The 20,539-nt window shown below is 65.4% G+C and carries 26 protein-coding genes and 2 tRNA genes; 18 read left to right on the top strand and 10 right to left on the bottom strand.

Annotated features, from left to right (window positions below; translation table 11 throughout):
* The first annotated feature begins 115 nt into the window (after window positions 1–115).
* Both AC5FRV_RS03690 and AC5FRV_RS03685 read left to right on the top strand, forming a co-directional pair.
* The gene (locus tag AC5FRV_RS03690) at window positions 116–796 is read left to right on the top strand and encodes a hypothetical protein (RefSeq protein WP_493559751.1); all 681 of its coding nucleotides are present in this window, start codon (window positions 116–118) and stop codon (window positions 794–796) included.
* 36 nt (window positions 797–832) lie between these two features.
* On the top strand, window positions 833–1,243 hold the full coding sequence (locus AC5FRV_RS03685) for a JAB/MPN domain protein-containing protein (protein WP_493559750.1): 411 nt from the start codon (window positions 833–835) through the stop codon (window positions 1,241–1,243).
* Between the two features lie 12 nt (window positions 1,244–1,255).
* Here the strand turns inward: AC5FRV_RS03685 and AC5FRV_RS03680 are convergent, their stop codons facing one another.
* The 4 genes from AC5FRV_RS03680 to AC5FRV_RS03665 all read right to left on the bottom strand — a co-directional run bounded on the left by AC5FRV_RS03680 (window position 1,256) and on the right by AC5FRV_RS03665 (window position 4,280).
* Window positions 1,256–1,468, bottom strand: coding sequence for a ribbon-helix-helix domain-containing protein (locus AC5FRV_RS03680; protein ID WP_493559749.1), 213 nt, complete (start codon window positions 1,466–1,468; stop codon window positions 1,256–1,258).
* A 94-nt stretch (window positions 1,469–1,562) separates the two neighbouring features.
* Complete coding sequence (locus AC5FRV_RS03675; RefSeq protein WP_493559748.1) at window positions 1,563–2,522, bottom strand: NADP-dependent oxidoreductase; 960 nt, start codon at window positions 2,520–2,522, stop codon at window positions 1,563–1,565.
* Between the two features lie 134 nt (window positions 2,523–2,656).
* A complete protein-coding gene (locus AC5FRV_RS03670; RefSeq protein ID WP_493559747.1) occupies window positions 2,657–3,832 on the bottom strand; it encodes a M24 family metallopeptidase in 1,176 nt (391 codons plus the stop codon).
* 61 nt (window positions 3,833–3,893) lie between these two features.
* Window positions 3,894–4,280, bottom strand: a complete 387-nt coding sequence (locus tag AC5FRV_RS03665) for a CBS domain-containing protein (RefSeq protein WP_493559746.1) — start codon at window positions 4,278–4,280, stop codon at window positions 3,894–3,896.
* Window positions 4,281–4,519: 239 nt separating this feature from the next.
* Between AC5FRV_RS03665 and AC5FRV_RS03660 the strand changes: the two genes are divergently transcribed.
* The 5 genes from AC5FRV_RS03660 to AC5FRV_RS03640 all read left to right on the top strand — a co-directional run bounded on the left by AC5FRV_RS03660 (window position 4,520) and on the right by AC5FRV_RS03640 (window position 9,830).
* A complete protein-coding gene (locus AC5FRV_RS03660) occupies window positions 4,520–5,521 on the top strand; it encodes an ABC transporter ATP-binding protein (RefSeq protein WP_493559745.1) in 1,002 nt (333 codons plus the stop codon).
* Entirely contained in the window at window positions 5,518–6,387 is an 870-nt protein-coding gene (locus AC5FRV_RS03655; RefSeq protein ID WP_493559744.1) for an ABC transporter permease, read from the top strand. The genes AC5FRV_RS03660 and AC5FRV_RS03655 overlap by 4 nt, the downstream gene beginning before the upstream one ends.
* A gap of 62 nt (window positions 6,388–6,449) precedes the next feature.
* Window positions 6,450–7,742 (top strand): 3-phosphoshikimate 1-carboxyvinyltransferase, encoded by a 1,293-nt coding sequence (gene aroA / locus AC5FRV_RS03650; RefSeq protein WP_493559743.1) that lies wholly within the window; start codon window positions 6,450–6,452, stop codon window positions 7,740–7,742.
* A 183-nt stretch (window positions 7,743–7,925) separates the two neighbouring features.
* Window positions 7,926–9,125 carry a chorismate synthase gene (gene aroC, locus AC5FRV_RS03645; RefSeq protein ID WP_493559742.1) on the top strand — a complete coding sequence of 400 codons (1,200 nt, stop codon included), beginning with the start codon at window positions 7,926–7,928 and terminating at the stop codon, window positions 9,123–9,125.
* Between the two features lie 78 nt (window positions 9,126–9,203).
* Window positions 9,204–9,830, top strand: a complete 627-nt coding sequence (locus AC5FRV_RS03640) for a uracil-DNA glycosylase (RefSeq protein ID WP_493559741.1) — start codon at window positions 9,204–9,206, stop codon at window positions 9,828–9,830.
* A gap of 1 nt (window position 9,831) precedes the next feature.
* Here the strand turns inward: AC5FRV_RS03640 and AC5FRV_RS03635 are convergent, their stop codons facing one another.
* Window positions 9,832–10,266, bottom strand: coding sequence for a CBS domain-containing protein (locus AC5FRV_RS03635; protein ID WP_493559740.1), 435 nt, complete (start codon window positions 10,264–10,266; stop codon window positions 9,832–9,834).
* A 96-nt stretch (window positions 10,267–10,362) separates the two neighbouring features.
* On the opposite strand from AC5FRV_RS03635, the gene AC5FRV_RS03630 reads away from it, so the two are divergent.
* From AC5FRV_RS03630 to msrB, 11 genes are all read left to right on the top strand, one after another.
* The gene (locus tag AC5FRV_RS03630) at window positions 10,363–11,085 is read left to right on the top strand and encodes a hypothetical protein (RefSeq protein WP_493559739.1); all 723 of its coding nucleotides are present in this window, start codon (window positions 10,363–10,365) and stop codon (window positions 11,083–11,085) included.
* A gap of 77 nt (window positions 11,086–11,162) precedes the next feature.
* Window positions 11,163–11,245: transfer RNA gene (locus AC5FRV_RS03625), tRNA-Ser, on the top strand.
* Between the two features lie 580 nt (window positions 11,246–11,825).
* Window positions 11,826–13,142 (top strand): CARDB domain-containing protein, encoded by a 1,317-nt coding sequence (locus tag AC5FRV_RS03620; RefSeq protein WP_493559738.1) that lies wholly within the window; start codon window positions 11,826–11,828, stop codon window positions 13,140–13,142.
* Between the two features lie 43 nt (window positions 13,143–13,185).
* The gene (locus AC5FRV_RS03615; protein WP_493559737.1) at window positions 13,186–13,485 is read left to right on the top strand and encodes a DUF5785 family protein; all 300 of its coding nucleotides are present in this window, start codon (window positions 13,186–13,188) and stop codon (window positions 13,483–13,485) included.
* A gap of 220 nt (window positions 13,486–13,705) precedes the next feature.
* On the top strand, window positions 13,706–14,467 hold the full coding sequence (locus tag AC5FRV_RS03610) for a GTP cyclohydrolase III (protein WP_493560149.1): 762 nt from the start codon (window positions 13,706–13,708) through the stop codon (window positions 14,465–14,467).
* Between the two features lie 81 nt (window positions 14,468–14,548).
* Window positions 14,549–15,136, top strand: coding sequence for a CBS domain-containing protein (locus AC5FRV_RS03605; protein ID WP_493559736.1), 588 nt, complete (start codon window positions 14,549–14,551; stop codon window positions 15,134–15,136).
* A 102-nt stretch (window positions 15,137–15,238) separates the two neighbouring features.
* Window positions 15,239–15,706: a GNAT family N-acetyltransferase gene (locus AC5FRV_RS03600; protein ID WP_493559735.1), complete on the top strand. Its 468-nt coding sequence runs from the start codon at window positions 15,239–15,241 to the stop codon at window positions 15,704–15,706.
* Window positions 15,707–15,732: 26 nt separating this feature from the next.
* A tRNA-Thr gene (locus tag AC5FRV_RS03595) sits at window positions 15,733–15,806 on the top strand.
* A 1,332-nt stretch (window positions 15,807–17,138) separates the two neighbouring features.
* The gene (locus AC5FRV_RS03590) at window positions 17,139–17,336 is read left to right on the top strand and encodes a hypothetical protein (RefSeq protein WP_493559734.1); all 198 of its coding nucleotides are present in this window, start codon (window positions 17,139–17,141) and stop codon (window positions 17,334–17,336) included.
* Window positions 17,337–17,425: 89 nt separating this feature from the next.
* Window positions 17,426–17,614, top strand: a complete 189-nt coding sequence (locus AC5FRV_RS03585) for a hypothetical protein (RefSeq protein WP_493559733.1) — start codon at window positions 17,426–17,428, stop codon at window positions 17,612–17,614.
* Between the two features lie 46 nt (window positions 17,615–17,660).
* Window positions 17,661–18,071, top strand: coding sequence for a peptide-methionine (R)-S-oxide reductase MsrB (gene msrB, locus AC5FRV_RS03580; protein WP_493559732.1), 411 nt, complete (start codon window positions 17,661–17,663; stop codon window positions 18,069–18,071).
* A gap of 22 nt (window positions 18,072–18,093) precedes the next feature.
* Here msrB and AC5FRV_RS03575 read toward each other — a convergent pair whose 3' ends face one another.
* From AC5FRV_RS03575 to rpl7ae, 5 genes are all read right to left on the bottom strand, one after another.
* Window positions 18,094–18,333 (bottom strand): glutathione S-transferase N-terminal domain-containing protein, encoded by a 240-nt coding sequence (locus AC5FRV_RS03575; RefSeq protein ID WP_493559731.1) that lies wholly within the window; start codon window positions 18,331–18,333, stop codon window positions 18,094–18,096.
* 671 nt (window positions 18,334–19,004) lie between these two features.
* Window positions 19,005–19,469 (bottom strand): nucleoside-diphosphate kinase, encoded by a 465-nt coding sequence (gene ndk / locus AC5FRV_RS03570; protein ID WP_493559730.1) that lies wholly within the window; start codon window positions 19,467–19,469, stop codon window positions 19,005–19,007.
* Entirely contained in the window at window positions 19,469–19,930 is a 462-nt protein-coding gene (locus AC5FRV_RS03565; protein ID WP_493559729.1) for a 50S ribosomal protein L24e, read from the bottom strand. The genes ndk and AC5FRV_RS03565 overlap by 1 nt, the downstream gene beginning before the upstream one ends.
* 2 nt (window positions 19,931–19,932) lie before the next feature.
* The gene (locus AC5FRV_RS03560; protein ID WP_089817282.1) at window positions 19,933–20,160 is read right to left on the bottom strand and encodes a 30S ribosomal protein S28e; all 228 of its coding nucleotides are present in this window, start codon (window positions 20,158–20,160) and stop codon (window positions 19,933–19,935) included.
* Between the two features lie 10 nt (window positions 20,161–20,170).
* Complete coding sequence (gene rpl7ae / locus AC5FRV_RS03555) at window positions 20,171–20,533, bottom strand: 50S ribosomal protein L7Ae (protein WP_089817281.1); 363 nt, start codon at window positions 20,531–20,533, stop codon at window positions 20,171–20,173.
* Window positions 20,534–20,539 lie beyond the last annotated feature (6 nt).

Genomic DNA, 20,539 nt, shown 5'->3' with positions numbered 1-20,539 from the left:
GTCAGCAGAAAGTCGTTCGCCCGAACGTCCGTGTGCGGGTTCCGCCCGCTACCACACCAGCAGCTCCGTCGCTCCGCTCGCCGTATTTATACGGCGCACGGGCCTACGTCCGCACATGACGATGAAAGCGTCCGGACCTGCTGCCGAGTGGCGAGAAATCGACCGCTGGGACCACGGGGTGGGCTGGATGGCCCATCCAGAGGAGGAGATGCAACGGGCCAGCCACGCGCTGGAAGCCGACGGCGAGGTCTGGGTCGTGGACCCTGTCGACGCCGACGGAATCGACGACCTGTTCGCGGAGTTCGGCGACGTCGCCGGCGTCGTCCTCCTGCTGGACCGTCACACGCGCGACGCCGACGTCGTCGCGAACCGCCACGACGTCTCGGTCCACGTCCCCCGGTGGATGTCCGGCGTCGAGGAGAAGGTCGACGCGCCGGTCGAACCGCTCCACGCCCAGCTGGGCGATACCGAGTACGGCGTCCACCAGGTCGTCGACCTGCCGTTCTGGCAGGAGGCCGCACTCTACGGGGAGGACACTGGCACGCTCGTCGTCCCCGAGGCACTGGGCACCGCCGACTTCTTCCTGAGCGGAATCGAGCGCCTCGGCGTCCACCCCATGCTTCGGCTGTTCCCGCCGAAGAAACTCGGTCGGCTCTCGCCCGAGCGGATCCTCGTCGGGCACGGCGAAGGCGTCCTCGACGACGCGACAGACGCGCTCGTGGACGCGCTCGGTGGGTCCAGGTCGCGCGCGCCATCGCTGTACGCGAAGACCGTCCGCGAGTTCCTGCCCGTGTAGCGACGACATTATGTCCACAGACACGCAATTACGGCCGTGATCTACGCGACTCGTGGCCTGGTCGAGACGCTCCTGCGGATGGCCGAGGAGGCCGATCCCGACTCGGTGACGATCTCCATCGCCGTCACGCAAGCCATCGAGCTCCCGGAGACCGACCTGCCGCCCGAGACGCCCGTGTTCACGCACTTCTACATGCCCAGCGCCGGTGGGTCGGTCAACGCCGTCTTCGGCGTGGACCTGGGGACCCCCGTCGGACAGACCCAGGGGAGATTCGTCTCACACCCGGACGGGAACCTCTCGCTGACGAAGGCGGACGACCTCCACGAAGTGGTGTTCGTCGCCGTCCCGCCGTGGGAGGAGGCGTCCCTGGCCGCCTTCGACCGGCGGGGAGACCAGCAGGAGCTGGAACTGCTCGACGTGGAGCCGCCGGAAGAAGTGCTGGAGTAGTCCCCCGTTCCGCTAGTCCTCGATGTACCCCAGGTCCCTGAGCTGGTCGGCGATGTCCTGGAACTGCGCCTCCGTGAGTTCACCTTCCCGCTGGTGCTGGATGACGATGCTCCGCAGGAGGAACCGGACGAGGTCGCTCGTGCTCGAAAAACTGGTCCCCTCGATGGTCTCCTCGACTCGCTCCGCGAGATCTTTCGGGATGGAAACCGTGGTGTAGTCGGCCATACCCCGGCTTTGCCGTCGGACCGGATAGGCGTTGTGGGGTCCGAAGCGCCGACAGCCATCCCGAAGTCCCGAAACAGAGCTCCCTCGGCAGAGCCTACGCGTCGGATTCGGCTCGAACATCGAGCACCAGTTTCCCTCTGACGTGGCCCGTCTCGCTCTCGTCGTGAGCCGCCGCTGCCTCCGCCAGGGGGTACGTTTCGCTGACCACGGGTTCGACCCGTCCTTCGTCGACCAGAGCGTCGATCTCACCCAGGACGGCGGCGTCCGGTTCGACGCTGAACCAGTGGGTTTCGACGCCGTGTTCGCGGCGAAGTCGGTCCCGCTGTTCGGCGTCAGGTTCCACCGGGAGAGTGACGAGGTCCCCCCCTTCGACCAGAACTTCGGCCGACCGCTCCAGCGTATCGCCACCGACACCGTCGAGCACGACGTCGACGTCGTCGACGACCGCTTCGAATCGCTCGATGCGATAGTCGACGAACTCGTCGACGCCCAGGTCGCGGAGAAACCGCTCGTTGTTCCCAGAGGCCGTGCCCACGACCGTCGCCCCAGCCTCCTTCGCCAGCTGGACGGCGACGTGTCCGACGCCTCCCGCTGCGGCGTGAATCAGCACGCGGTCACCAGGGCCGACGCTGACTTCCTCGAAGAGTGCCCGCCACGCCGTGAGTCCCACCATGGGCACCGCGGCCGCTCCGACGTGGTCGAGGGAGGCGGGCTTCCGGACAACCTCGTCCGCAGGGACGGTCGCGTACTCCGCGTACGCGCTGCCCGACCGAGGCATCCGAACCATCCCGTGAACGGCATCGTGGGGGGATAGCGTCTCGACGTCGGACCCGATCGATTCGACGACGCCGGACAGGTCCCACCCCGGTATCCACGGACGGGTCGCCCGGATCGGGTCGTCGAACTCCCCTCTGCGAACGATCCAGTCGATCGGATTGACGCTGGCTGCGTGGACGCGGACCAGGGCCTCATCGGCCGCTGGCTCGGGCTGTGACACGTCCTCCAGGGCGAGCACGTCCGGATCGCCGAACTCGTGGGCGCGTATCGCGTTCATCGGTATCGGACGGGTATTCACAGAATAGCGACTAAAGCACTCGCTGAACTGACGTTTTGTAACGAACCCGAGAACTCGACGGCGAGAGCCTCGTTCTGCGTGGGACGACCGGTGATCGCGGAGCGCGCGGCCAGTTAGACGACCAGTTCCATCGGGTAGTCCGTCAGGTTCTCGTAGCCGTCCTCGGTGACGACGACGAGGTCTTCGAGGCGGACGCCGCCGACGTCGGGGTCGTAGAGGCCGGGTTCGATGGTGATGACGTGGCCCGGCTCGAGTTCGCCGCCGTTTGGGCCGACGCTGGGCTGTTCGTGGACGTCGAGGCCGACGCCGTGGCCCGTGCTGTGGATGAACCCGGTCTCGGCCGACTCGTCGCTACGCAGCGTCTGTTCGCCGGCGTCTTCGTACACCTCGCACGCGGCGTCGTGGACGTCCGCCCCGGTCGCGCCGGGTTCGACCGCGTCGAGGGCCGCCTCGTACGCGCGCCTGGTGAGGTCGTACCACTCACGGACAGTCTCGCTCGCCTCGCCGACGAGGAAAGTCCGCGTCATGTCGCCGTTGTACTTCGTCGCCTTGTTCCGCGGGAAGATGTCAACGATGATGGGCTCGTCGGCCCGGAACGGCCCACTTCCCCGGTCGTGGGGGTCCGCCGCGTCCGACCCGCCGGCGACGATGGTCTGGTCGAGGGCGCAGCCGTCCCGCAACAGCGTCACCTCTATCTCCTCCTTGACGCGCTCGCTGGTGAGCACGTCTCCGTCGTAAGTGAGTTTCCCGTCGTCGTCGACGCCGGCCTCCCGAAACAGCCGCTCCGCCGCGGCCATGGCCTTCTCGTTGGCGGCCTGGGCGTCGCGGATCAGTTCCACCTCCGCGTCGGTCTTCCTCGCCCGGACGTCCGTCACGACGCTGTCACGGTCCGGTTCGACGGTGATTCCCAGGTCGCGGAGCGCGTCCGCGACCGAGACGGGGAATCGGGGTGGCACCGCGACCGACTCCACGCCATAGGAACGCAGGAACTCGGCGAGGACGTGGAACGGCGCCTCGTCGGCCCCGTGTTCGGCGACCTTCTCGCGATAGTCGAAGTCGACGTTCCGCTCGACGGTGGCGGCGCGAGCCTCGCGCTTCGCTCGCCCGTACTCCAGGCTCCGGCCGAACAACAGGTGGACCTCGCCGTCGTACAGCGTCACGAACGGGTCGGGGGCGTCGAACCCCGAGAGGTAGTACTGGTCGGCGTTCTCCGAGTCGGCGTCGATCAGATAGCCGTCGACGTCCCGTTCAGCCAGGGACGCGTCGAGTCGCGAAAAGTCCGGGTCCATACCGACGAGTCCGCTCGCCAGTGCCTTGGCTCTGGCGTCACCGGGACGTCCAGCAGGCCACCTAGAGGCTGGAGACGTACGCGGCCAGGTCTGACGTCGTGACGATGCCGATGACACCCTCCTCGGGGTCGACGACGGGCACGTGGTGGATCCCCCGGTCGACCATCTCCTCGGCGACTTCCTGGACAGGGGTCTGGGCCGTCGTCGTGTACAGGTCGGTCGTCATGTACCGCGAGACGGCCGTCTCGGCCTTCGGGTGGCTCTTGGAGACGATGTCGACGAAGTCGGTCGTCGTCAGGATCCCCTCCAGTTCGCCGTCGTCGTTCGTGACGAGGAGCGAACTGATGTCCTCGCTGAGCATGAGCGTGGCAGCCTCTTCGACGAGCGTCTCGGGCGTGACCGTTACGAGCGAGGTGGACATGAGTCGTGCGACGTAAATATCGTCCATGACAGTTCGTATCGCTCTCTCCTTTATAGGGGTTCGCGTACGGGCGAACGTGACCGCTCCTTCGGACGAATTCCGGGGTTCCGGCGCCAGCGCGGACGCCTGTGGGCCGGGAAGATAGTTGCGGGAACCGAAACGACCCGGTCCCGAATCACTCGCTGAGAGAGCACGACAGTATTTGTCGGTCGCGTTCGAGAGTGGAGCCGTGAACGGATATCGCACCGGACCACGGAGGGGGTATCGTGGGTGAGTTCGCCATCGACGTCGACGGGCTGGAACTGACCTACAGCGACGGCACGCGGGCCGTCCGCGACGTCGACCTGCAGGTTCCCGAAGGCGAACTGTTCGGTTTCCTCGGACCGAACGGTGCCGGGAAGACGACGACGATCAAAGTGCTATCCACGCTGTTGCAACCCACCGGCGGGTCCGTCCACGTCAACGGGTTCGACGTCGTCGACCGACCCCGCGACGTCCGGCGCACCATCGGCTACATGGCCCAGGAGACGAGCATCGACAACGACCTCACCGCGAGGGAGAACATCCGGTTCGCCTGCGAGGCCTACGGCGTCCCCCGGAGCAAGCGCGCCGACCGCATCGACGAACTGCTCGAACTGGCAGACCTGGCCGACGTCGCCGACAAGCGCGCCAACGACTTCTCCGGCGGGATGAAGAAGCGCCTCGACGCCGCGACCGCACTCGTCCACCGGCCACCGCTCGTCTTCCTCGACGAGCCCACCACCGGGCTCGACCCTGCCGCGCGGAACCGCCTCTGGGAGTACTTCGAACGGATCAACGAGGAGGGCACGACCATCGTTCTCACCACCCAGTACCTCGAAGAGGCCGACCAGCTCTGCGACCGCATCTCGGTCATCCACGACGGCGAGATCGTCGTCACCGGTTCTCCCGAGGAACTCAAACGCGAAGTCGGCGGCGAAGTGCTCGACGTCGAACTGGCGGAGGACGGCCCGGACGTCGAACGCGCCCGTGACGCCGTCGCCAGCGCCGACGCCGTCGACAGAAGCGCTATCGACGTCACCGACGACGGCCTGAGTATCACGTCGCCCCGCGCCCGCGAGATCGGCACCGACGTCCTGCTCGCGCTCAGGGACGCCGACATCCCGGTGCTCGGGTTCAACGTCCGGTCGCCGACGCTGGATGACGTCTTCCTCGCCGTGACCGGGGAACACGTCGAGGACCTCGACGCCGACGGCGACGGATCCGAACCGGTGGAGGCGTCCCGATGAGCACCGAAAACCCATCCCAGCGGTCCCAGCAGGCGACCGGCAACTCGTTCGTCGGTGACGTCTGGGTCAACTACAAGCGCTGGATGATCAAGTCAGTCCGGAACCCGTTCATCCTCACCGGCTCGCTCCTCCAGCCGGTCATCTTCCTGGTGCTGTTCACCCAGGTCTTCGGCCAGGTCGCGACGAGCGCGATCGGCGGAAACGGCGCGGCCATCAGCTACGAGACCTACCTGGTCCCGGCCATCGCCGTCCAGACGGCGCTCGCGGCCGCCGCGGCGTCGGGAATCGGCCTCGTGAACGACATCGAGGAGGGGATGTTCGACAAGATCCTGGTCTCGCCGATGAGCCGAACCGGCGTCTTCCTCGGCAAGAGCCTCGCCGAGATCAGCCGGATCGTTGCCCAGATCGTCATCATCGTCGGCCTCGGCTGGCTGCTGGGTGCCCGCTATGCGACCGGGATCCCGGGCATCGTCGGCATCCTGATCGTCGGCATCGTCTTCTCGCTGTGGTTCACGGCGTTCTCGAACATCGTCGCGCTCGTGACCAGGGACCAGGAGTCGACGATCATCGGCGCGAACATCCTCCAGTTCCCGCTGCTGTTCGTCTCCAGCGCCTTCCTCCCGCTCTCGGTGATGCCCGGCTGGATCCAGACCATCGCCGCGTTCAACCCGATCACCTACGGCGTCGACGCCGCCCGCGCACTCACGCTCGGCGAGGACGTCATGACGGTGATCGAGGTGACGCGCTTCGGCGGCGTCTGGGACACACTGGTCCCCGCCCTCGCCGTGCTGGTCGCCCTCGACGTCGTCATGGTCGGCGCCGCCGTCGTGATGCTCAACCGCGCCGCGAAGTCGGCCGTCCAGTAGACCGTCGCTCCGGGTCCGACGGGTCCGGTAGCCTCTTGTCGGGCCCCGACGACCGACCCAGCATGAACGTCCGACTCTCGCAGTCGACGGTCCAGGGCACGTCCCAGGCCCCGCCGTCGAAGAGCTACACGCACCGTGCGATCCTCGCCGCGGGCTACGCCGACGGCGCCCTCGTCCACGACCCGCTCGTGAGCGCCGACACGAAGGCCACGATGCGCGCCGTCACCGCCTACGGCGGCAGCGTCGGCCTCCGCGACGACAGATCCGTCCTCGACGTAGCGGGCTTCGGCGGCCAGCCGGAGACGCCCGGGAACGTCATCAACTGCGCCAACAGCGGGACGACGATGCGACTCGTCACCGCGACCGCTGCCCTGCAGGACGGGCTGACCGTCCTCACCGGCGACGACTCGCTCCGGTCACGGCCGCAGGGGCCGCTGCTCGACGCCATCGAAGACGACCTGGGTGGTCGCGCGGAAAGCACGCGAGCCAACGGCCAGGCACCGCTCGTGGTCGGCGGCGACGTCACCGGCGGCGACGTGTCCATCCCGGGCGACGTCTCGTCGCAGTACATCACCGCGCTGCTGATGGCCGGCGCAGTCTCCGAAGACGGGATCGATATCTCGCTGGAGACCGAACTCAAGAGCGCGCCCTACGTCGACATCACGCTCGAAGTGCTCGACGCGTTCGGGGTCGATGCCGAGCAGACGGCGGACGGGTTCACCGTCCCCGGCGGGCAGCACTACGAACCCGAAGACGGGGAGTACCACGTCCCCGGGGACTTCTCTTCTATCTCCTACCTGCTCGCGGCGGGGGTCCTCGCCGCGGAGGACGAACTGACCATCACCTCCGCGTACCCGAGCGCGCAGGGCGACACGGCCATCGTCGACGTCGTCGACCGGATGGGAGGCGACGTCGACTGGAACAAGGACGACGGCGTCATCACCGCGAGGAAGTCGGATCTCACTGGCGTCGAGGTGAGCGTCGCCGACACGCCCGACCTCCTCCCCACTATCGCGACGCTCGGGGCCGTCGCCGACGGGACGACGCGCATCGTCGACTGCGAGCACGTCCGCTACAAGGAGACGGACCGCGTGAGCGCGATGGCCGAGGAACTCACCGCGATGGGCGCCAGCGTCGACGAGGAGCAGGACACACTGACGATTCACGGCAGCGCGAGTGACCTCCAGGGCGCAACCGTCGACGGGCGCGCCGACCACCGGATCATCATGTCGCTCGCCATCGCCGGGCTGGTCGCCGACGGCGAGACGACCGTCGAGGGGGCCGAACACGTCGACGTCTCCTTCCCGGAGTTCTTCGACGTGCTGTACGACCTGGGAGCGACTGTCGACCGATAACATCGGTCGCCTGGCTCTGAAGTAGCGAACAGACGGCACTCTTCTGACCCACGTCGACGTGCCGTGCTACCGCTGCCCGACGCGGGGCGACGGTCAGATCACGGGCAGTCTGGCCCCGTTCCGCTATTTGAACCCTCGGCCGGACTGTAAGCTTGAAATGCCCCCGCGTCGCACACGTTCGTAATGAACGGAAACGAGTTCGGTCGTCTCTTCCGCTTTACCACCTTCGGCGAGAGCCACGGGGAAGCGATGGGCTGTACCGTCTCCGGCGTGCCCGCCGGCGTGGAACTCTCCGAGGAGGACATCCAGCGCGACCTGGACCGGCGGAAGCCCGGGCAGTCGATGATAACTACCTCGCGGGGCGAACCCGACGCCGTCTCCATCAAGTCCGGCGTCCAGGACGGCTACACCTCCGGGATGCCAATCGGGATGGTCATCGAGAACAAGGACGCCCGCTCGGGGAAGTACGAGCCGTTCATCACGGCGCCGCGGCCCTCACACGGCGACTTCACGTACTCCGCCAAGTTCGGCACCCGAAACTGGGGCGGCGGTGGGCGGTCTTCTGCTCGGGAGACAGTCAACTGGGTCGCTGCCGGAGCGGTGGCAAAACAGGTCCTCGAACAGTCCGAGTTCGATATCCAGATCAAGGCCCACGTCAACCAGCTCGGAGACATCGAAGCGCCCGAGGTCAGCTTCGAGGAGATGCTCGAACACAGCGAGGAGAACGACGTCCGGTGTGGCCACCCCGAGACGGCCGAGGAGATGCGCGACCTGGCCGACGAGTACCAGCAGGAGGGCAACTCCATCGGCGGGTCCATCTACTTCGAGTGCCAGGGCGTGCCCCGCGGCCTCGGCGCGCCGCGGTTCGACCAGGTGCCCGCCCGCCTCGGCCAGGCGATGTTCGCGATTCCGGCCGTGACGGCCTTCGAGTTCGGCCTCGGGAAGGAGGCCCGCGAGGTGTCTGGACTCGACCGCAACGAGGACTGGGAGTTCGACGAGGACGGTGACCCGACGCCAGTCGGTAACGACCACGGCGGCCTCCAGGGCGGCATCACGACAGGGGACCCCATCTACGGCGAAGTGACGCTCCACGCGCCCACGTCTATCCCGTCGAAACAGCAGACCGTCGACTGGGAGACGGGCGAGAAGAAAGAGATACAGGTCGTCGGCCGACACGACCCCGTGCTTCCGCCCCGCGGTGTTCCGGTCGTCGAGGCGATGCTGTACTGCACGATCCTGGACTTCATGCTCCTGGGCGGGCGGATCAATCCGGACCGCCTCGACGGACAGCCCGGAGAATACGACACGGACTACCACCCGTCGAGTCCGCAGAACGACCCCGACGACGCCGACACCGTCGCCCGGTCCGTCGACGAGGAGTAATCGGCATCGAGCGTTCTCGGCCAGCACATCGACCGGCAGTCGCCGCGGTTTTACGCGACGAACTCGTCTCCGGAGTCAATGGACGCGAGACAGGAATCGGCGTCGAACCCCTTCGGGATGGACGAGGAGTGCGAGAACTGTCCCGAGCTCTGCGAGGCGCGGACGACCATCGCACACGGCTACGGCGACGTCGGCGCGGAGTTCGTCGTCCTCGGTGGTTCACCCAGCGAAGCCGCCGACGAGGCCGGAATTCCGTTCCTCGGCGACGAAGAGCGGGGCGTGCTTGACGTGCTCGCTGCGGTCGACATGTGCGAGGACCCCGACGCGGCCGAGCCCGAGCTCTCGAACGTCTTTCTCACATACACTGCTCGATGTCGCCACCCAGAACGCGAGCCGACCGACCGGGAGGTCCAGAACTGCGAGCCGTACCTCAACAGCGAGATCAGGATGATCAACCCGGAGATACTCGTCCCCGTCGGCCAGCGACCGCTGAACGAACTTGCCTTCGAGTACACGACCTTCTCCGAGGACGAACTCGACGTCGAGGAGCGCCACGCGACGACCATCCGCGGTCGCGGGTTCGAGATCATGCCGATGATCGATCCCGCCGAGCAGACCGACGACCAGCGGACGGTATTCCTCGAGCACTTTAGCGAGACGCTCGGTCGCGATTACCGCCAGACCAAGGGCCGCCGCGGGCGATAGGTCAGAATCGCGTTCGTGACTCCCAGCGGTCCCTCACCTGGTCGAGCCGCGTCGCCTCGTCCTCGATGTCCGAGAGGTGCCAGACGATGTCGGAGTGGGTGACGATACCCACCAGATCCAGGTCGTCGACGACGGGCACCTTCTTCACGTCTTCGTCGGCCATCTGCCGGGCGACGCGCTGGACGGTCGCGTCCGGTGCGGTCGTGACGATGGGGCTGTGGCTGACCTCGTCGACCGAGATTGCCGATAGCGGGCGACCGATTCGGAGCGCCACTTTCAGTGCATCCGTCTCGGTGACGATTCCCGACGGATAGCCGCTCTTGACGACGACGACCGATCCCACCCCGTTGCCGACGAGCCGTTCGACGGCGTCGTCGAGCATCGCCTCGTGGTCGACCGTGACCACGTCGTCGGTCATCAGTTCCGCGACGAGCATACGGAACGTCTCGCTATCGACCGGAATAAATCATCTGCCAGCGACGCGCAGTCGGGAGTGACAACTCACAAGGCGCTACTGGCCCCACAGACGGGTATGACCACAGTCGCCGTGTTTGCGAACCCGCCCGAAGAAGGCGCCGTCCTGCCGAGACTGGTCGACGACGGAGTCGTGACCGAAACCGAGGCAGCGACGCTCTACCGGGCGATGGTCGCCGACGTCTGCGAGGCTATCCAGTCGAGCGGGGCCGAACTGCTGGTGAACTACAGACCGGCGGATCAGCTCTCAGTCGACGCCGACGACCCGGAAGAGACGCTCCGTTCCGTCCTGGAAGACGAACTCGACGACACCGACGGGATTCGCTACGAGGTACAGGTCGGGTCGACGTTCGCCGCCAGGGTCGGAAACACCGTCACCCACCTTCTGGAGCGCGAGGAAGTCCAGACCGCCGCGGCAGTCACGCCGACAGCGGCGTTTCTCGGCCGTCAGCACGTCGACAGCGCCGCAATGAAGCTCCGGCGGAGCGAAGTGGTCCTCGGGCCAACGACCGATGGCCGGGTCTACTACGCCGGCTTCTCCGAACCGGTCGATTTCGACGGCGCGTACGACGCCCCGGCCGTCGAGTCGCTCGTGGAATCCGCTGGCGACGCCGATCTCGACAGCGACTTCTTGCCGATGCTCCCCGTGCTCGAGTCCGCCACGGACCTCGGTACCGCGTTACCGCTACTCCGTGCGCGCGCCGATGCCGGGCTACGAGTCCCGCTCCGGACGGCTGGCGTGCTGTTCGATCTCGGGTTCGACGAATCCCGTGACCGATAGGTCAGTCAGTCCGCCGCCCAGATTGCGGACAACCGACAGGCCTTAGAGGGGCCCGACAGTACACTTCGACGCTGACTGGTGGGGTGGCAGAGCGGCCCATTGCGCCTGCCTTGAAAGCAGGTGGCGTTATGCCTCCTGGGTTCAAATCCCAGCCCCACCGCATTTTGCTGCGAACAGTTCGTGAGCAGCAAATGCAACAAGCTGGGATTTGAATCCTGCCAGTTGCAGCGCTCGAACGAAGTGAGAGCGACCATCTGGGTCCGGTTCAAATCCCAGCCCCACCGCTTCTGAACGAACGGACGTGAGTGAAGAGCGGTGCAACTGGATTTGAACCCTGGAAGTCGCAGCCCCGGAATGGCCGAACAGAGTGAGGCCACAGCCCGGAACGTCTTCCTCCGGTTCAAATCCCAGCCCCACCGTTTTGCTCCGAGCGACTACGCGAGGAGCAAACGGTATCCGCTGGGATTTGAAGTAGACGAGTCACAGCCCGCACAGGGAGTGAAGCGACCGAGCAGGAATGTCTCGGCGTGGTTCAAATCCCAGCCCCACCGCTTCTTCGAGGCACGAATCTATATGCAGCAAAGATGCGACGAAAGTTCAGTCCCGGAGAGTCGTAACCGGCCGCGACAGATCCGATCGAAAAACGCGAGACTGGAGTCGGTTCAGTGAAGTGATCACGGAGATAACACGCACATTTATATTCCGGTGTTAACATTCGAAACGTAGGCATCTGGTCAACAATGTGGTCCCACACAACATCGAAGAAACGGCTCATCGCCCTCCCACTCCTGGCTATACTGCTAGCCAACGCCGCCTTCGCCGGCACGGCCGTCGCGGAACCGCGTATCTGGATGTCGAGCGCGAGTCTGGAACGCGACGCGACGCTGGTCGGCGAATCGGTCGGCGTGCAGGTACAGTTACACAACCGCGGTGACGGCGGCGTCATCGGCATCGACGTGTTGGCCAACGGATCCGACGTGGCGTCGGAACGTATCCACGTCGAGTCGGACACTGACAGGAAGGCCGTGATCAACGTCTCCTTCGACGAACCGGGGACGTACAAGATCAAGGCCAACGACAAAACAGCGGGAACGCTCACCGTGACGCGGCTCCGGGTCGCGTCGGTCACCGAACGCGACGACGGCCAGACGGCCATCGTCCGCGCCGGTGGCGTCGCGGCCGGTGAGCCGATGACCGCGAACCTTCCCGCCCAGGACGGTCAGCCGTTCGCCCTCCAGCGAGTGACCATGACCGGGCCGGGGTCGTCGTTCAACCGCAGCGTCGCGACCTACGCACCGGCCGACGGCGCGTCGTTCTCGGTCCCCGGCGGTCAGGGTGCGTCGCTCGTCGGCGCGGTCGAGATGGACGCCATCTCGGGCGTCAACACGAGTTCGCTCCGACTCGCGGTCGACCGGGACGCGCTGAACGAGAACGGACTGGAGTCGGACGGCGTCATCGTCTATCGGAAGACCGGCGATAGTTTCACACCGCTGACGACCGAGCAGGCCGCCACGACCGAGGACGCCATCGTCTACGAGGCGTCGACCGACGGCGGGAATCAGTTCGTCGTCGGCGCGCTGACCCCCGAGTTCGCGGTCCGGTCCGCGGACGTCGACACCGAGGACGCGAGCGACGGCCAGCGGGTCGTGCTGACGGCCACCGTCGCCAACGAGGGACAGGTCGCCGGTGACTACGAGGCCGAGATGCGCGTCGACGGGGTGACCGTCGACCGGCAGAACGTGACGCTCCGGCCCGGCGAGTCGAAGACGGTCGAACTGGACCACGTCGTCACGAGCAAGGGCGAGTACGACGTCGGTCTCGGGGCCGAAAGAGTGAGTTCGGTCATCCTCACGAGCGACGCGATATCCGGCACGGAACAGTTGGACGGTTCGGACACGTCGAAAGACGACGCGGACTCGACGGACGACGGATTGCTGGATGCCGAACCGTCCCTCCCATCCCTCCCGGCAATCGGCGACGTCGGAACGCTGGAGGTCGGTATCGGCGCAGGAATCGTCCTCCTCGGCGGCGGCCTGCTCCTGTTCGTCCGACGGTAACCAGGAGAGAAACCCTTTTGCGTCACCTGGGCAACGCTGAAGTATGGACTGGCCCCACGACCCCGACGGCGAGCAGGGCAGCGAAGGGCGCCGCAAGTACGGACACGCCGTTCTGGCGAAGAAAATCGACGAGGACGAGGACTTCCCGCTCTCGGCGGCAGGGTACGTCGACGAGTTCGGTGACCACCCCGTTCGCATCGACTTCGAGCGCGTCGTCAGCGTCTCCGAGATCTTCGACTACGTCGACCAGGAGGAGTTCGAGGACTTCCCGGACTTCCACAAGGCGGTCGGCCGCGCGCTCCGGGAGGCAGGTTACTGGCCGTACGAACTCGAACACGCCTGAACAGTTCCACGAAGTCGCGTCAGCTGCTTTTAGCAGCCGATCGTGAGCTCAGCGTGAGTTCGTTCACAAGCGGCTGCAGGTTCGAATCGAGACTGCGCCCAGAGGACGTCGTCGTCGACATGCGGGATTCAGACCGACGGCGACGCACTCGGCGAGGGGAGACCCACAGTTGGACGTTTCGACAGAACAATACCGGGCCATGTCGAACGCGGAGACAACAGTGACGAACACGCAGGTGACGCACATACAGATCGACAACTACGGCCCCTGGACCGTCACGCCGGAACCGCGGCGGGAAGTCGACCTCCAGACGCTGCAGTCCCGGCTCTTCGCCGACCTCTCGCAGCTGTTCGGGAACCGCGACGGCTACGTCTTCTTCACCAGGTTCGACAACATGATCGCCGTCTCGAACGGGCTCGATATGGACGACCACGCCCTCATCCAGGAGTCCGTCGGGAACCGGTATCCGGTGACGATGAGCCTCAGCGTCGCCACGGGAACCGACCCCGTCAGCGCGCTCGGAACGGCGACAGAGCAACTCCAGGACGCGGGGAGCGCCCAGGACGAACACCGCCGGGAGATACTCCGCGGTCGACACATCGAAGCGGAGTTCAGAACGCCCGAGGACCTCCAGATCGCCCACTTCGACGTCAACGACGCGACCGAGGAGTACACCGACCAGCTCAACGAGTTCGACACGTTCATCCACATCGAACAGGGGTACGCGGAGCTCATGCGGTACATGCGCCAGGCCCACGACTCGCTGTCTTTCTTCGTCGGCGGCGACAACGTCATCGCGGTCTGCCCAGACCTCGATGAGCCCAACTATCGAGATGCGATCGACCACGTCCACGACGAAGTCGACGTCGACCTCAAAGTCGGCGTCGGACACGGTCGGGTCGCGTCGGACGCGGGGATGGTCGCCAAACACGCGCTGGAACGGTGCCGCGCGACGGGCGCGAACGTGGAAATCGGCGACTGAGCGAAGCCCCTGATCTTCGCCGCGTACCGGCATAAGCGTGGTGCAGGTAATTTTTAGACTGTTCCACTGGTAACACGCGACATGAACAGGGACGTGACAGTGCAGGAGGTGATGGACCGGGAGTTCGTCGCCGCCAGCGAGTCGGACAACGCGCTCGAAACAGTCGAACTGATGATCCGCGAGGAGGCCGAACCGGCCGTCGTCCTCCGTGGGTCGGAACCGGTCGGCGTCCTCTCCGACCGCGACGTCCTCGAAGTGGTGGTCGACGACGACACGAATCCGACGACGGTCAGCGTCGGCGACGCGATGACGGAGTCGGTGCCGACCATCACTCCCGAGTACACGCTCGCCGAGGCGCGCGACCGGATGGCCGCCCGGTCGACGAAGTGGCTCGTCGTCTCCAGCGGGGGGAAGCCGGACGGTATCGTCACCGAGCACGACGTCCTCAGCAGTTCGACCATCGGCACCGAAATCGACGCCGCCAACGGGGCGAGCGAGGAGGACTCCCACCTCGTCGACGCCAGCACCAGCACGACAGCCTCTGACGCGGGTTCCGCTGAAGCCGGTGGGTTCGAAGACCAGGGGATCTGTGAGAAGTGCGGGTCGCTCAGCCGCGACCTCTCGGCGTTCAACGGCCAGCTTCTCTGTGCCGACTGTCGCGACATCTGAGCGACCGCGGTATCTGGACGGGCCGTCCCGAACGCGGGCGCGTCTCGTCCGCGGGACAACGCCTTTGACGGGTCCGGTCGAATCCCGGAGCGATACGGGCCGATGGAGATAACCACGAGTACGGTCGACGACGTCGACGCCGTCGTCGACCAGTGGGTCTCGCTCGCGCGTGGCCAGCGCGAGTACGACTCCCACATTACCCCCGAGCGCAACCGGGCCACTATCAGGGAGGCGACGCTCCGGCGGATCGTCGCCGACGAACTGCTGGTGGCCCGCGAGGACGAGGAACTGGCTGGTTTCGTCATGTTCACCGTCGAGTCCGGACAGTACGAACAGGACGTCCAGCGTGGCGTCGTCCAGAACCTCTACGTCGCCCCGACTCACCGGCGACGGGGAATCGGGACGCGACTGCTCGCTGCGGCCGAAGAGCGTCTCGCCGACAACGGTGTCGACCGCGTCGCGCTCAACGTGATGGCCGCCAACGAGGACGCCCGTCGATTCTATCGTCGTCACGGGTACGAACCCCACCGCGTCGAACTGGAGAAGCCGGTCGAAAGCGATACCCTCTAAACGGAGTGTGCGCTATCGTCGAGTGCGCCAGGGGAGCTTGGGTGGTTCAAGCACTCGACTTGTAATCGAGAGTTCGTGGGTTCAAATCCCACCCCTGGCTTCTCTCGCCGAGTAATACGAGGCTGAAAGCCATCAGTGGGATTCGAACGAGAGGAGTCGCAGCCCCGGAACACCGAACGAAGTGAGGCGCACGCCCGGACCGTCTTCGCGTAGTTCATCATTCCACCCCTGGATTACATCAAATTCCAAACAATCTAACGGAAATCTGCGCCCGTTAGGCCTGGAGCATCAATATAATGCGATTTATGCTCGCTAAAGAGTCGTTCACGCCGAATATTGCAGCCGGGCGTTTTACGATTGATTCGCGCGCGGAGGGGGTCCCGGCAATGACGCGGAAGTTCGCTAAACTAATTCCGACTCTCATAGACGGCCAGATGTCTCTCAGATCGGGGTCGGGAATTTTTCCCCAGAGAAGTTTTCCATTCATTAACAATAACTTCGGTTTGAAATGGTTCGGTAACGATAAGGGCGTGTATCTACAACAATAGTACACCGATTGACCACAATCGGTATTAAGTTGTCCACCAACGGCACCAACAACTTATTCGGACCAGCCGCGGAATCACTGGATTCCACCACCACACGGCTGGCCTTTTCGTATGCACTCAGTAGCGACTCGACTCTTCGGTGTCGCCCGGCTCGGCCGGCCTCACTGCTGGGAGTTTCCGCACCTTTGGGATCGTATGGACCAACGGCCATGCTCACTTGCCACGCCGCCCTGGGTACCGATAAGCTTCGAGGAGAGGTCTCCGCTAGCGTGTTTGGTCACTCGGACGCAGTGGCCCAATAACGTCACGTGCCGGTGATACACATCTGTCACACCGAGGAGCCCTATGGTGTCGCTGAACTCGGGATAGTTTTTACAGTCCCATTCGCCGTCGAACATCCGTTCATCCACTATGAGTTTCTGATGGAGCGATCCGCCTTGTCTGGTGCTTCCCGAACCATGCTATACATCCGATAGCTACGAACCAATTGACCCGAATTAGACCTATGGATTGTTTCATTCGGTCCAAATCAAGGCGTCGTCTGTCGGTTCCGGTCTCGTGTACGCCGGAGAACCCAAAACAGTTTGGCTTGCTTCGTATCAGTCCTGAGCCCCAACGTGTCGTTGGCGGATTCGATCCGCCCGACAAACCACCCCACCCCCACACCCTGCGCGGCCGTGCCTCCTCCTTGGCCGCGTGGAGTTTTCGATACGTCGCTGAACGACAGTGCTCGCGGCGGGACCAGTCGCCGTGGGCGAGCGGACACGACGACGGCCGGAAAAACGTCTCGGTCGAGTGAGCAGTCCTCCGCAGTCTGTTAGTTTCACTTCCGCTCCACCCTAGGCTGGCTACTTAGTCGCTACTCGCCGTCCACTTCCGTGCGGATGGGAACCAGTATCGACGCAGCTGCGACCACGGCCGAACGACGGCAGGTCCGCGGCCGGACGACGATAGCGCTGGAAATGACGAGAGACGGCGGCTGGCGGGCGACCCAGGACGGCGTGGACGTCGTCGGCCGGGGAGAGACGGCCGCCCTGGCCGCCGCGGATTACTGCCGACGCGTGGAGGAGGCAGATGAGTGACGCTCGTCGGAAGGTGCCGCGAGTGCGGTACCGTTGTTGTGTCTACTGGCACGAACCGGTGACGACGCTCCCGTGCGGAGGTGCACTCGATGTCGAATGACGGCTATCGGATCCGGGAGAAACTCGACTCGGAGTATCGCGTCGTCTGCCCCAGCGGGCACACGAGCCTCTCGGCCGCCGACACGACCGAGACGGCGTACTGTCGTGCCTGCGGCCGAGCCTACCCGTTCGGCGAACTGGTAGACCAGCGCTGGGACGACGCCGACGGGGACCCGTAACCAGGAGAGCCCGCAGTATATACTCCTCCAGAACGTACGGTGGCCCATGAGCGAAACAGACGCGGACGACCTGCCGACGGACGACGCGGAGTGGCGCGAGCGACTCACCGACGAGGAGTACCGCATCCTCCGGGAGGCCGGAACGGAGCCGAAGTTCAGCAGCGACCTCATCGACGTGAAAGAGGAGGGCACGTTCACCTGTGCCGCTTGTGACACTGTCCTCTTCGAGAGCGACGTGAAGTTCGAGTCGGGTACCGGGTGGCCCAGCTTCTCGGACGTCTACGACGAAGGCAACGTCGAGACCCGTCGGGACACCAGCCACGGGATGGACCGGACCGAAGTCGTCTGTGCCAACTGCGGTGGCCACCTCGGCCACGTCTTCGACGACGGCCCAGAGCCGACGGGCAAGCGCTACTGCATCAACGGCGCCGCGCTCGACTTCGACCCGGAAGAGTAACTCGTAGACGCTCGAACCCGTTTCAGGCGTAGCTGTGCTCCAGATACTCCAGAATTTTCTCGGACTCCGCCATCGTGACGCCCGCGTCCTCGTCGACGAGGACCGGCACGCCGCGCTGGCCGGAGACGCGCTTGACCTCGTCGCGCTTCGAGTGGAGCCCCTCGACCCACTCGCTCTCGTAGTCGAGGTCGAGTTCCTGCAGCCGTTCGTGGACCTTCTCGCAGTACGGACAGCCGTCTAGCTCGTAGAGCGTGAAGCTCATGGTGATACCATCGGACGGGGGTGGAAAGGGGTTTTCGGCGACTCAGCAAGGACCGGCGTGGCGCGTGCGGTCGTGCGTGCCGGAACGCCAGTGGAGGCCGCACGGCGAACCCGCGCGAGGGATGAGGAGCGGAACGAAGTGAGCACCGCAATCGGCTGGGGAGGTGCGTGACCGTCGTGCGGTGCTGTCCTGGTGTCCTCGTGAGCGAAGCGAACGAGGGCTCAGGAGAGTTTGCTCTCCTGGTGGACTGAAAGGGCGAGGTCCGCTCGCGCCATCGGGCATGCGCTCGTCGGCAGGGTTCCCGCGAACGGAGTGAGCGGGATGTCGACGAGCGTGCGCGAGCGGGCCGAGGGCTTTCTTTTCCCGTCAGGTCCCCAGTAGTGGGGAGTACCGTCTCGAAAGCCCTCGGTCCGCCAGGAAACGAACTATCGCAACCACGAGCCTCCCCAGCCGATTCCCTCAGTCACTCCGTTCCTTCGGTCATCCACCGAAAGACTCGCTGCGCTCGCGAAACCCTCGCGGGTTCGCCGTGCGGTCCTCGCTATCGCTCGGACACGCACGACCGCACGCGCCGACCTGGAGGACTCATCGTCCAGATACAGACGCCACTGCTGGAGTCCGTTCGTCACCGAAAGATGAAAACCGCGAAAACCGGATTCGAGACCGGAGCGTTACTCGTAGAGCCAGGTCTCGTCGGCCTGCTCCCAGTCGACGAGTTCGTCCTCGTCGAAGAAGAGGTCGATCTCTCGCTCGTTGGAGCCCTCGTCCTCGTGGTCCGAACCGTGGATGACGTTGCGACCCAGGTCGAGACCGAAGTCGCCGCGGATGGTACCGGGCGCGGACTCGGCGGGGTCGGTCTCGCCCATCATGCGGCGGACCTGACGGATGGCGTCCTGGCCTTCCCAGACCATCGCGAACACCGGACCGGAGGTGATGAAGTCCACGAGGCCCTCGAAGAAGGGTTTGCCCTCGTGTTCACCGTAGTGGTCCTCGGCCAGGTCCCGGTCGATCTGCATGAACTTGCCGCCGACCATCTTCAGGCCGCGGTCCTCGAGGCGGCCGACGACCTCGCCGATGAGGCCGCGCTGGACGCCGTCGGGCTTGACCATCACGAAGGTTCGCTCGCGGTCGGCCATCAGGCTTCGGCCTCCTCGGTCTCCTCTTCGTCTTCCTCGTCGGATTCCTCCTCGGACTCGGCTTCGTCAGCTTCGGCGTCCTCGGACTCGGCTTCGTCAGCTTCCTGGGCATCCTCCTCGGAGTCTTCGTCGTCAGATTCGGCCTCGGTGGCCTCCTCCTCGGCTTCAGCCTCTTCGGCTTCCTCGGAGTCGACGTCCTCGGTGACGTCCTCCTCGTCGGCCTGGTCCGCGTCGGCAGCGGACTCGGTGGTCTCCTCCTCGGTGACGGTCTCGGCGGCACCGCCCTCGGCCTGTCCGGCCTCGGTCCACTCGAGGTTGCGCGCCTCGCGGCCGAGGTCGGCGTTCTTCTCGCACTTCGAGGAGCAGAAGTGGACGGTCGTGCCGTCCGTGCGGACGAACATCGTCCCGGTACCGGGCTCGATGTCGGCGCCGCAGTAGTCACATTCTCTGGATCGAGGCATCGTTACTGCCCTCCGATGGTGTCGGCCTCGCGAGCCGTCTCGCGAAGCTGGAGCACGTCGCCCTCGCGAACCGGCCCGAGGACGTTGCGCGTGATGATACGGCCCTGGTTCGAGCCCTCCTGGATGCGGCACTTGACCTGCATGGCCTCGCCGTGCATCCCGGTGCGGCCCACGACCTCGATGACCTCGGCGGGCGTGGACCCTCCGTCTTCGGATTCCTCAGCACTCATCGTTGATCACTTACCGGAGTTCCTCGACCTTGCCGGCGATGTCCTCGATGTCCTCCTCGGCCTCACCGGCGTCGGTGACGGCCGCGGCGGCGCTGCCGACTTCCAGGCCGGCGGCGTGACCGACGTCGTCCTGGGACTCGACGAAGAGGAAGGGGACGCCCTTCTCGTCGGCCAGCTCGGGGATGTGCATGACGATCTCCTCGGGCTGGACGTCCTCGGCGACGACGACGAGTTCGGCGTTGCCGCGCTCGATGGCCTTGGTCGATTCGTTCGTACCTTTCTTTACCGTCCCTGTGTCCCGTGCGACCTCGAGGGCCTCGAGGGCGTCCTCTGCGAGGTCGGCCGGAACGTCGAAATCTACGTATACTGGCATTGGTGG

This window comes from Halomicrobium sp. HArcel3, from assembly GCF_058933135.1.
The sequence above is the reverse complement of the archived record's forward strand: the minus strand, read 5'-3'. Positions and strand labels throughout refer to the sequence as shown.

Bases quoted from the DNA above. Each gene is read 5' to 3' on its own strand.
- AC5FRV_RS03665 (WP_493559746.1), bottom strand. From the start codon at position 4,280: ATGGACGATATTTACGTCGCACGACTCATGTCCACCTCGCTCGTAACG.
- AC5FRV_RS03655 (WP_493559744.1), top strand. From the start codon at position 5,518: ATGAGCACCGAAAACCCATCCCAGCGGTCCCAGCAGGCGACCGGCAAC.
- AC5FRV_RS03605 (WP_493559736.1), top strand. From the start codon at position 14,549: ATGAACAGGGACGTGACAGTGCAGGAGGTGATGGACCGGGAGTTCGTC.
- AC5FRV_RS03680 (WP_493559749.1), bottom strand. From the start codon at position 1,468: ATGGCCGACTACACCACGGTTTCCATCCCGAAAGATCTCGCGGAGCGA.
- aroC (WP_493559742.1), top strand. From the start codon at position 7,926: ATGAACGGAAACGAGTTCGGTCGTCTCTTCCGCTTTACCACCTTCGGC.
- AC5FRV_RS03575 (WP_493559731.1), bottom strand. From the start codon at position 18,333: ATGAGCTTCACGCTCTACGAGCTAGACGGCTGTCCGTACTGCGAGAAG.
- AC5FRV_RS03640 (WP_493559741.1), top strand. From the start codon at position 9,204: ATGGACGCGAGACAGGAATCGGCGTCGAACCCCTTCGGGATGGACGAG.
- AC5FRV_RS03675 (WP_493559748.1), bottom strand. From the start codon at position 2,522: ATGAACGCGATACGCGCCCACGAGTTCGGCGATCCGGACGTGCTCGCC.
- msrB (WP_493559732.1), top strand. From the start codon at position 17,661: ATGAGCGAAACAGACGCGGACGACCTGCCGACGGACGACGCGGAGTGG.
- AC5FRV_RS03630 (WP_493559739.1), top strand. From the start codon at position 10,363: ATGACCACAGTCGCCGTGTTTGCGAACCCGCCCGAAGAAGGCGCCGTC.
- AC5FRV_RS03615 (WP_493559737.1), top strand. From the start codon at position 13,186: ATGGACTGGCCCCACGACCCCGACGGCGAGCAGGGCAGCGAAGGGCGC.
- AC5FRV_RS03590 (WP_493559734.1), top strand. From the start codon at position 17,139: ATGGGAACCAGTATCGACGCAGCTGCGACCACGGCCGAACGACGGCAG.
- rpl7ae (WP_089817281.1), bottom strand. From the start codon at position 20,533: ATGCCAGTATACGTAGATTTCGACGTTCCGGCCGACCTCGCAGAGGAC.
- AC5FRV_RS03585 (WP_493559733.1), top strand. From the start codon at position 17,426: ATGTCGAATGACGGCTATCGGATCCGGGAGAAACTCGACTCGGAGTAT.
- AC5FRV_RS03635 (WP_493559740.1), bottom strand. From the start codon at position 10,266: ATGCTCGTCGCGGAACTGATGACCGACGACGTGGTCACGGTCGACCAC.
- aroA (WP_493559743.1), top strand. From the start codon at position 6,450: ATGAACGTCCGACTCTCGCAGTCGACGGTCCAGGGCACGTCCCAGGCC.
- AC5FRV_RS03620 (WP_493559738.1), top strand. From the start codon at position 11,826: ATGTGGTCCCACACAACATCGAAGAAACGGCTCATCGCCCTCCCACTC.
- AC5FRV_RS03670 (WP_493559747.1), bottom strand. From the start codon at position 3,832: ATGGACCCGGACTTTTCGCGACTCGACGCGTCCCTGGCTGAACGGGAC.
- AC5FRV_RS03560 (WP_089817282.1), bottom strand. From the start codon at position 20,160: ATGAGTGCTGAGGAATCCGAAGACGGAGGGTCCACGCCCGCCGAGGTC.
- AC5FRV_RS03600 (WP_493559735.1), top strand. From the start codon at position 15,239: ATGGAGATAACCACGAGTACGGTCGACGACGTCGACGCCGTCGTCGAC.
- ndk (WP_493559730.1), bottom strand. From the start codon at position 19,469: ATGGCCGACCGCGAGCGAACCTTCGTGATGGTCAAGCCCGACGGCGTC.
- AC5FRV_RS03690 (WP_493559751.1), top strand. From the start codon at position 116: ATGACGATGAAAGCGTCCGGACCTGCTGCCGAGTGGCGAGAAATCGAC.
- AC5FRV_RS03565 (WP_493559729.1), bottom strand. From the start codon at position 19,930: ATGCCTCGATCCAGAGAATGTGACTACTGCGGCGCCGACATCGAGCCC.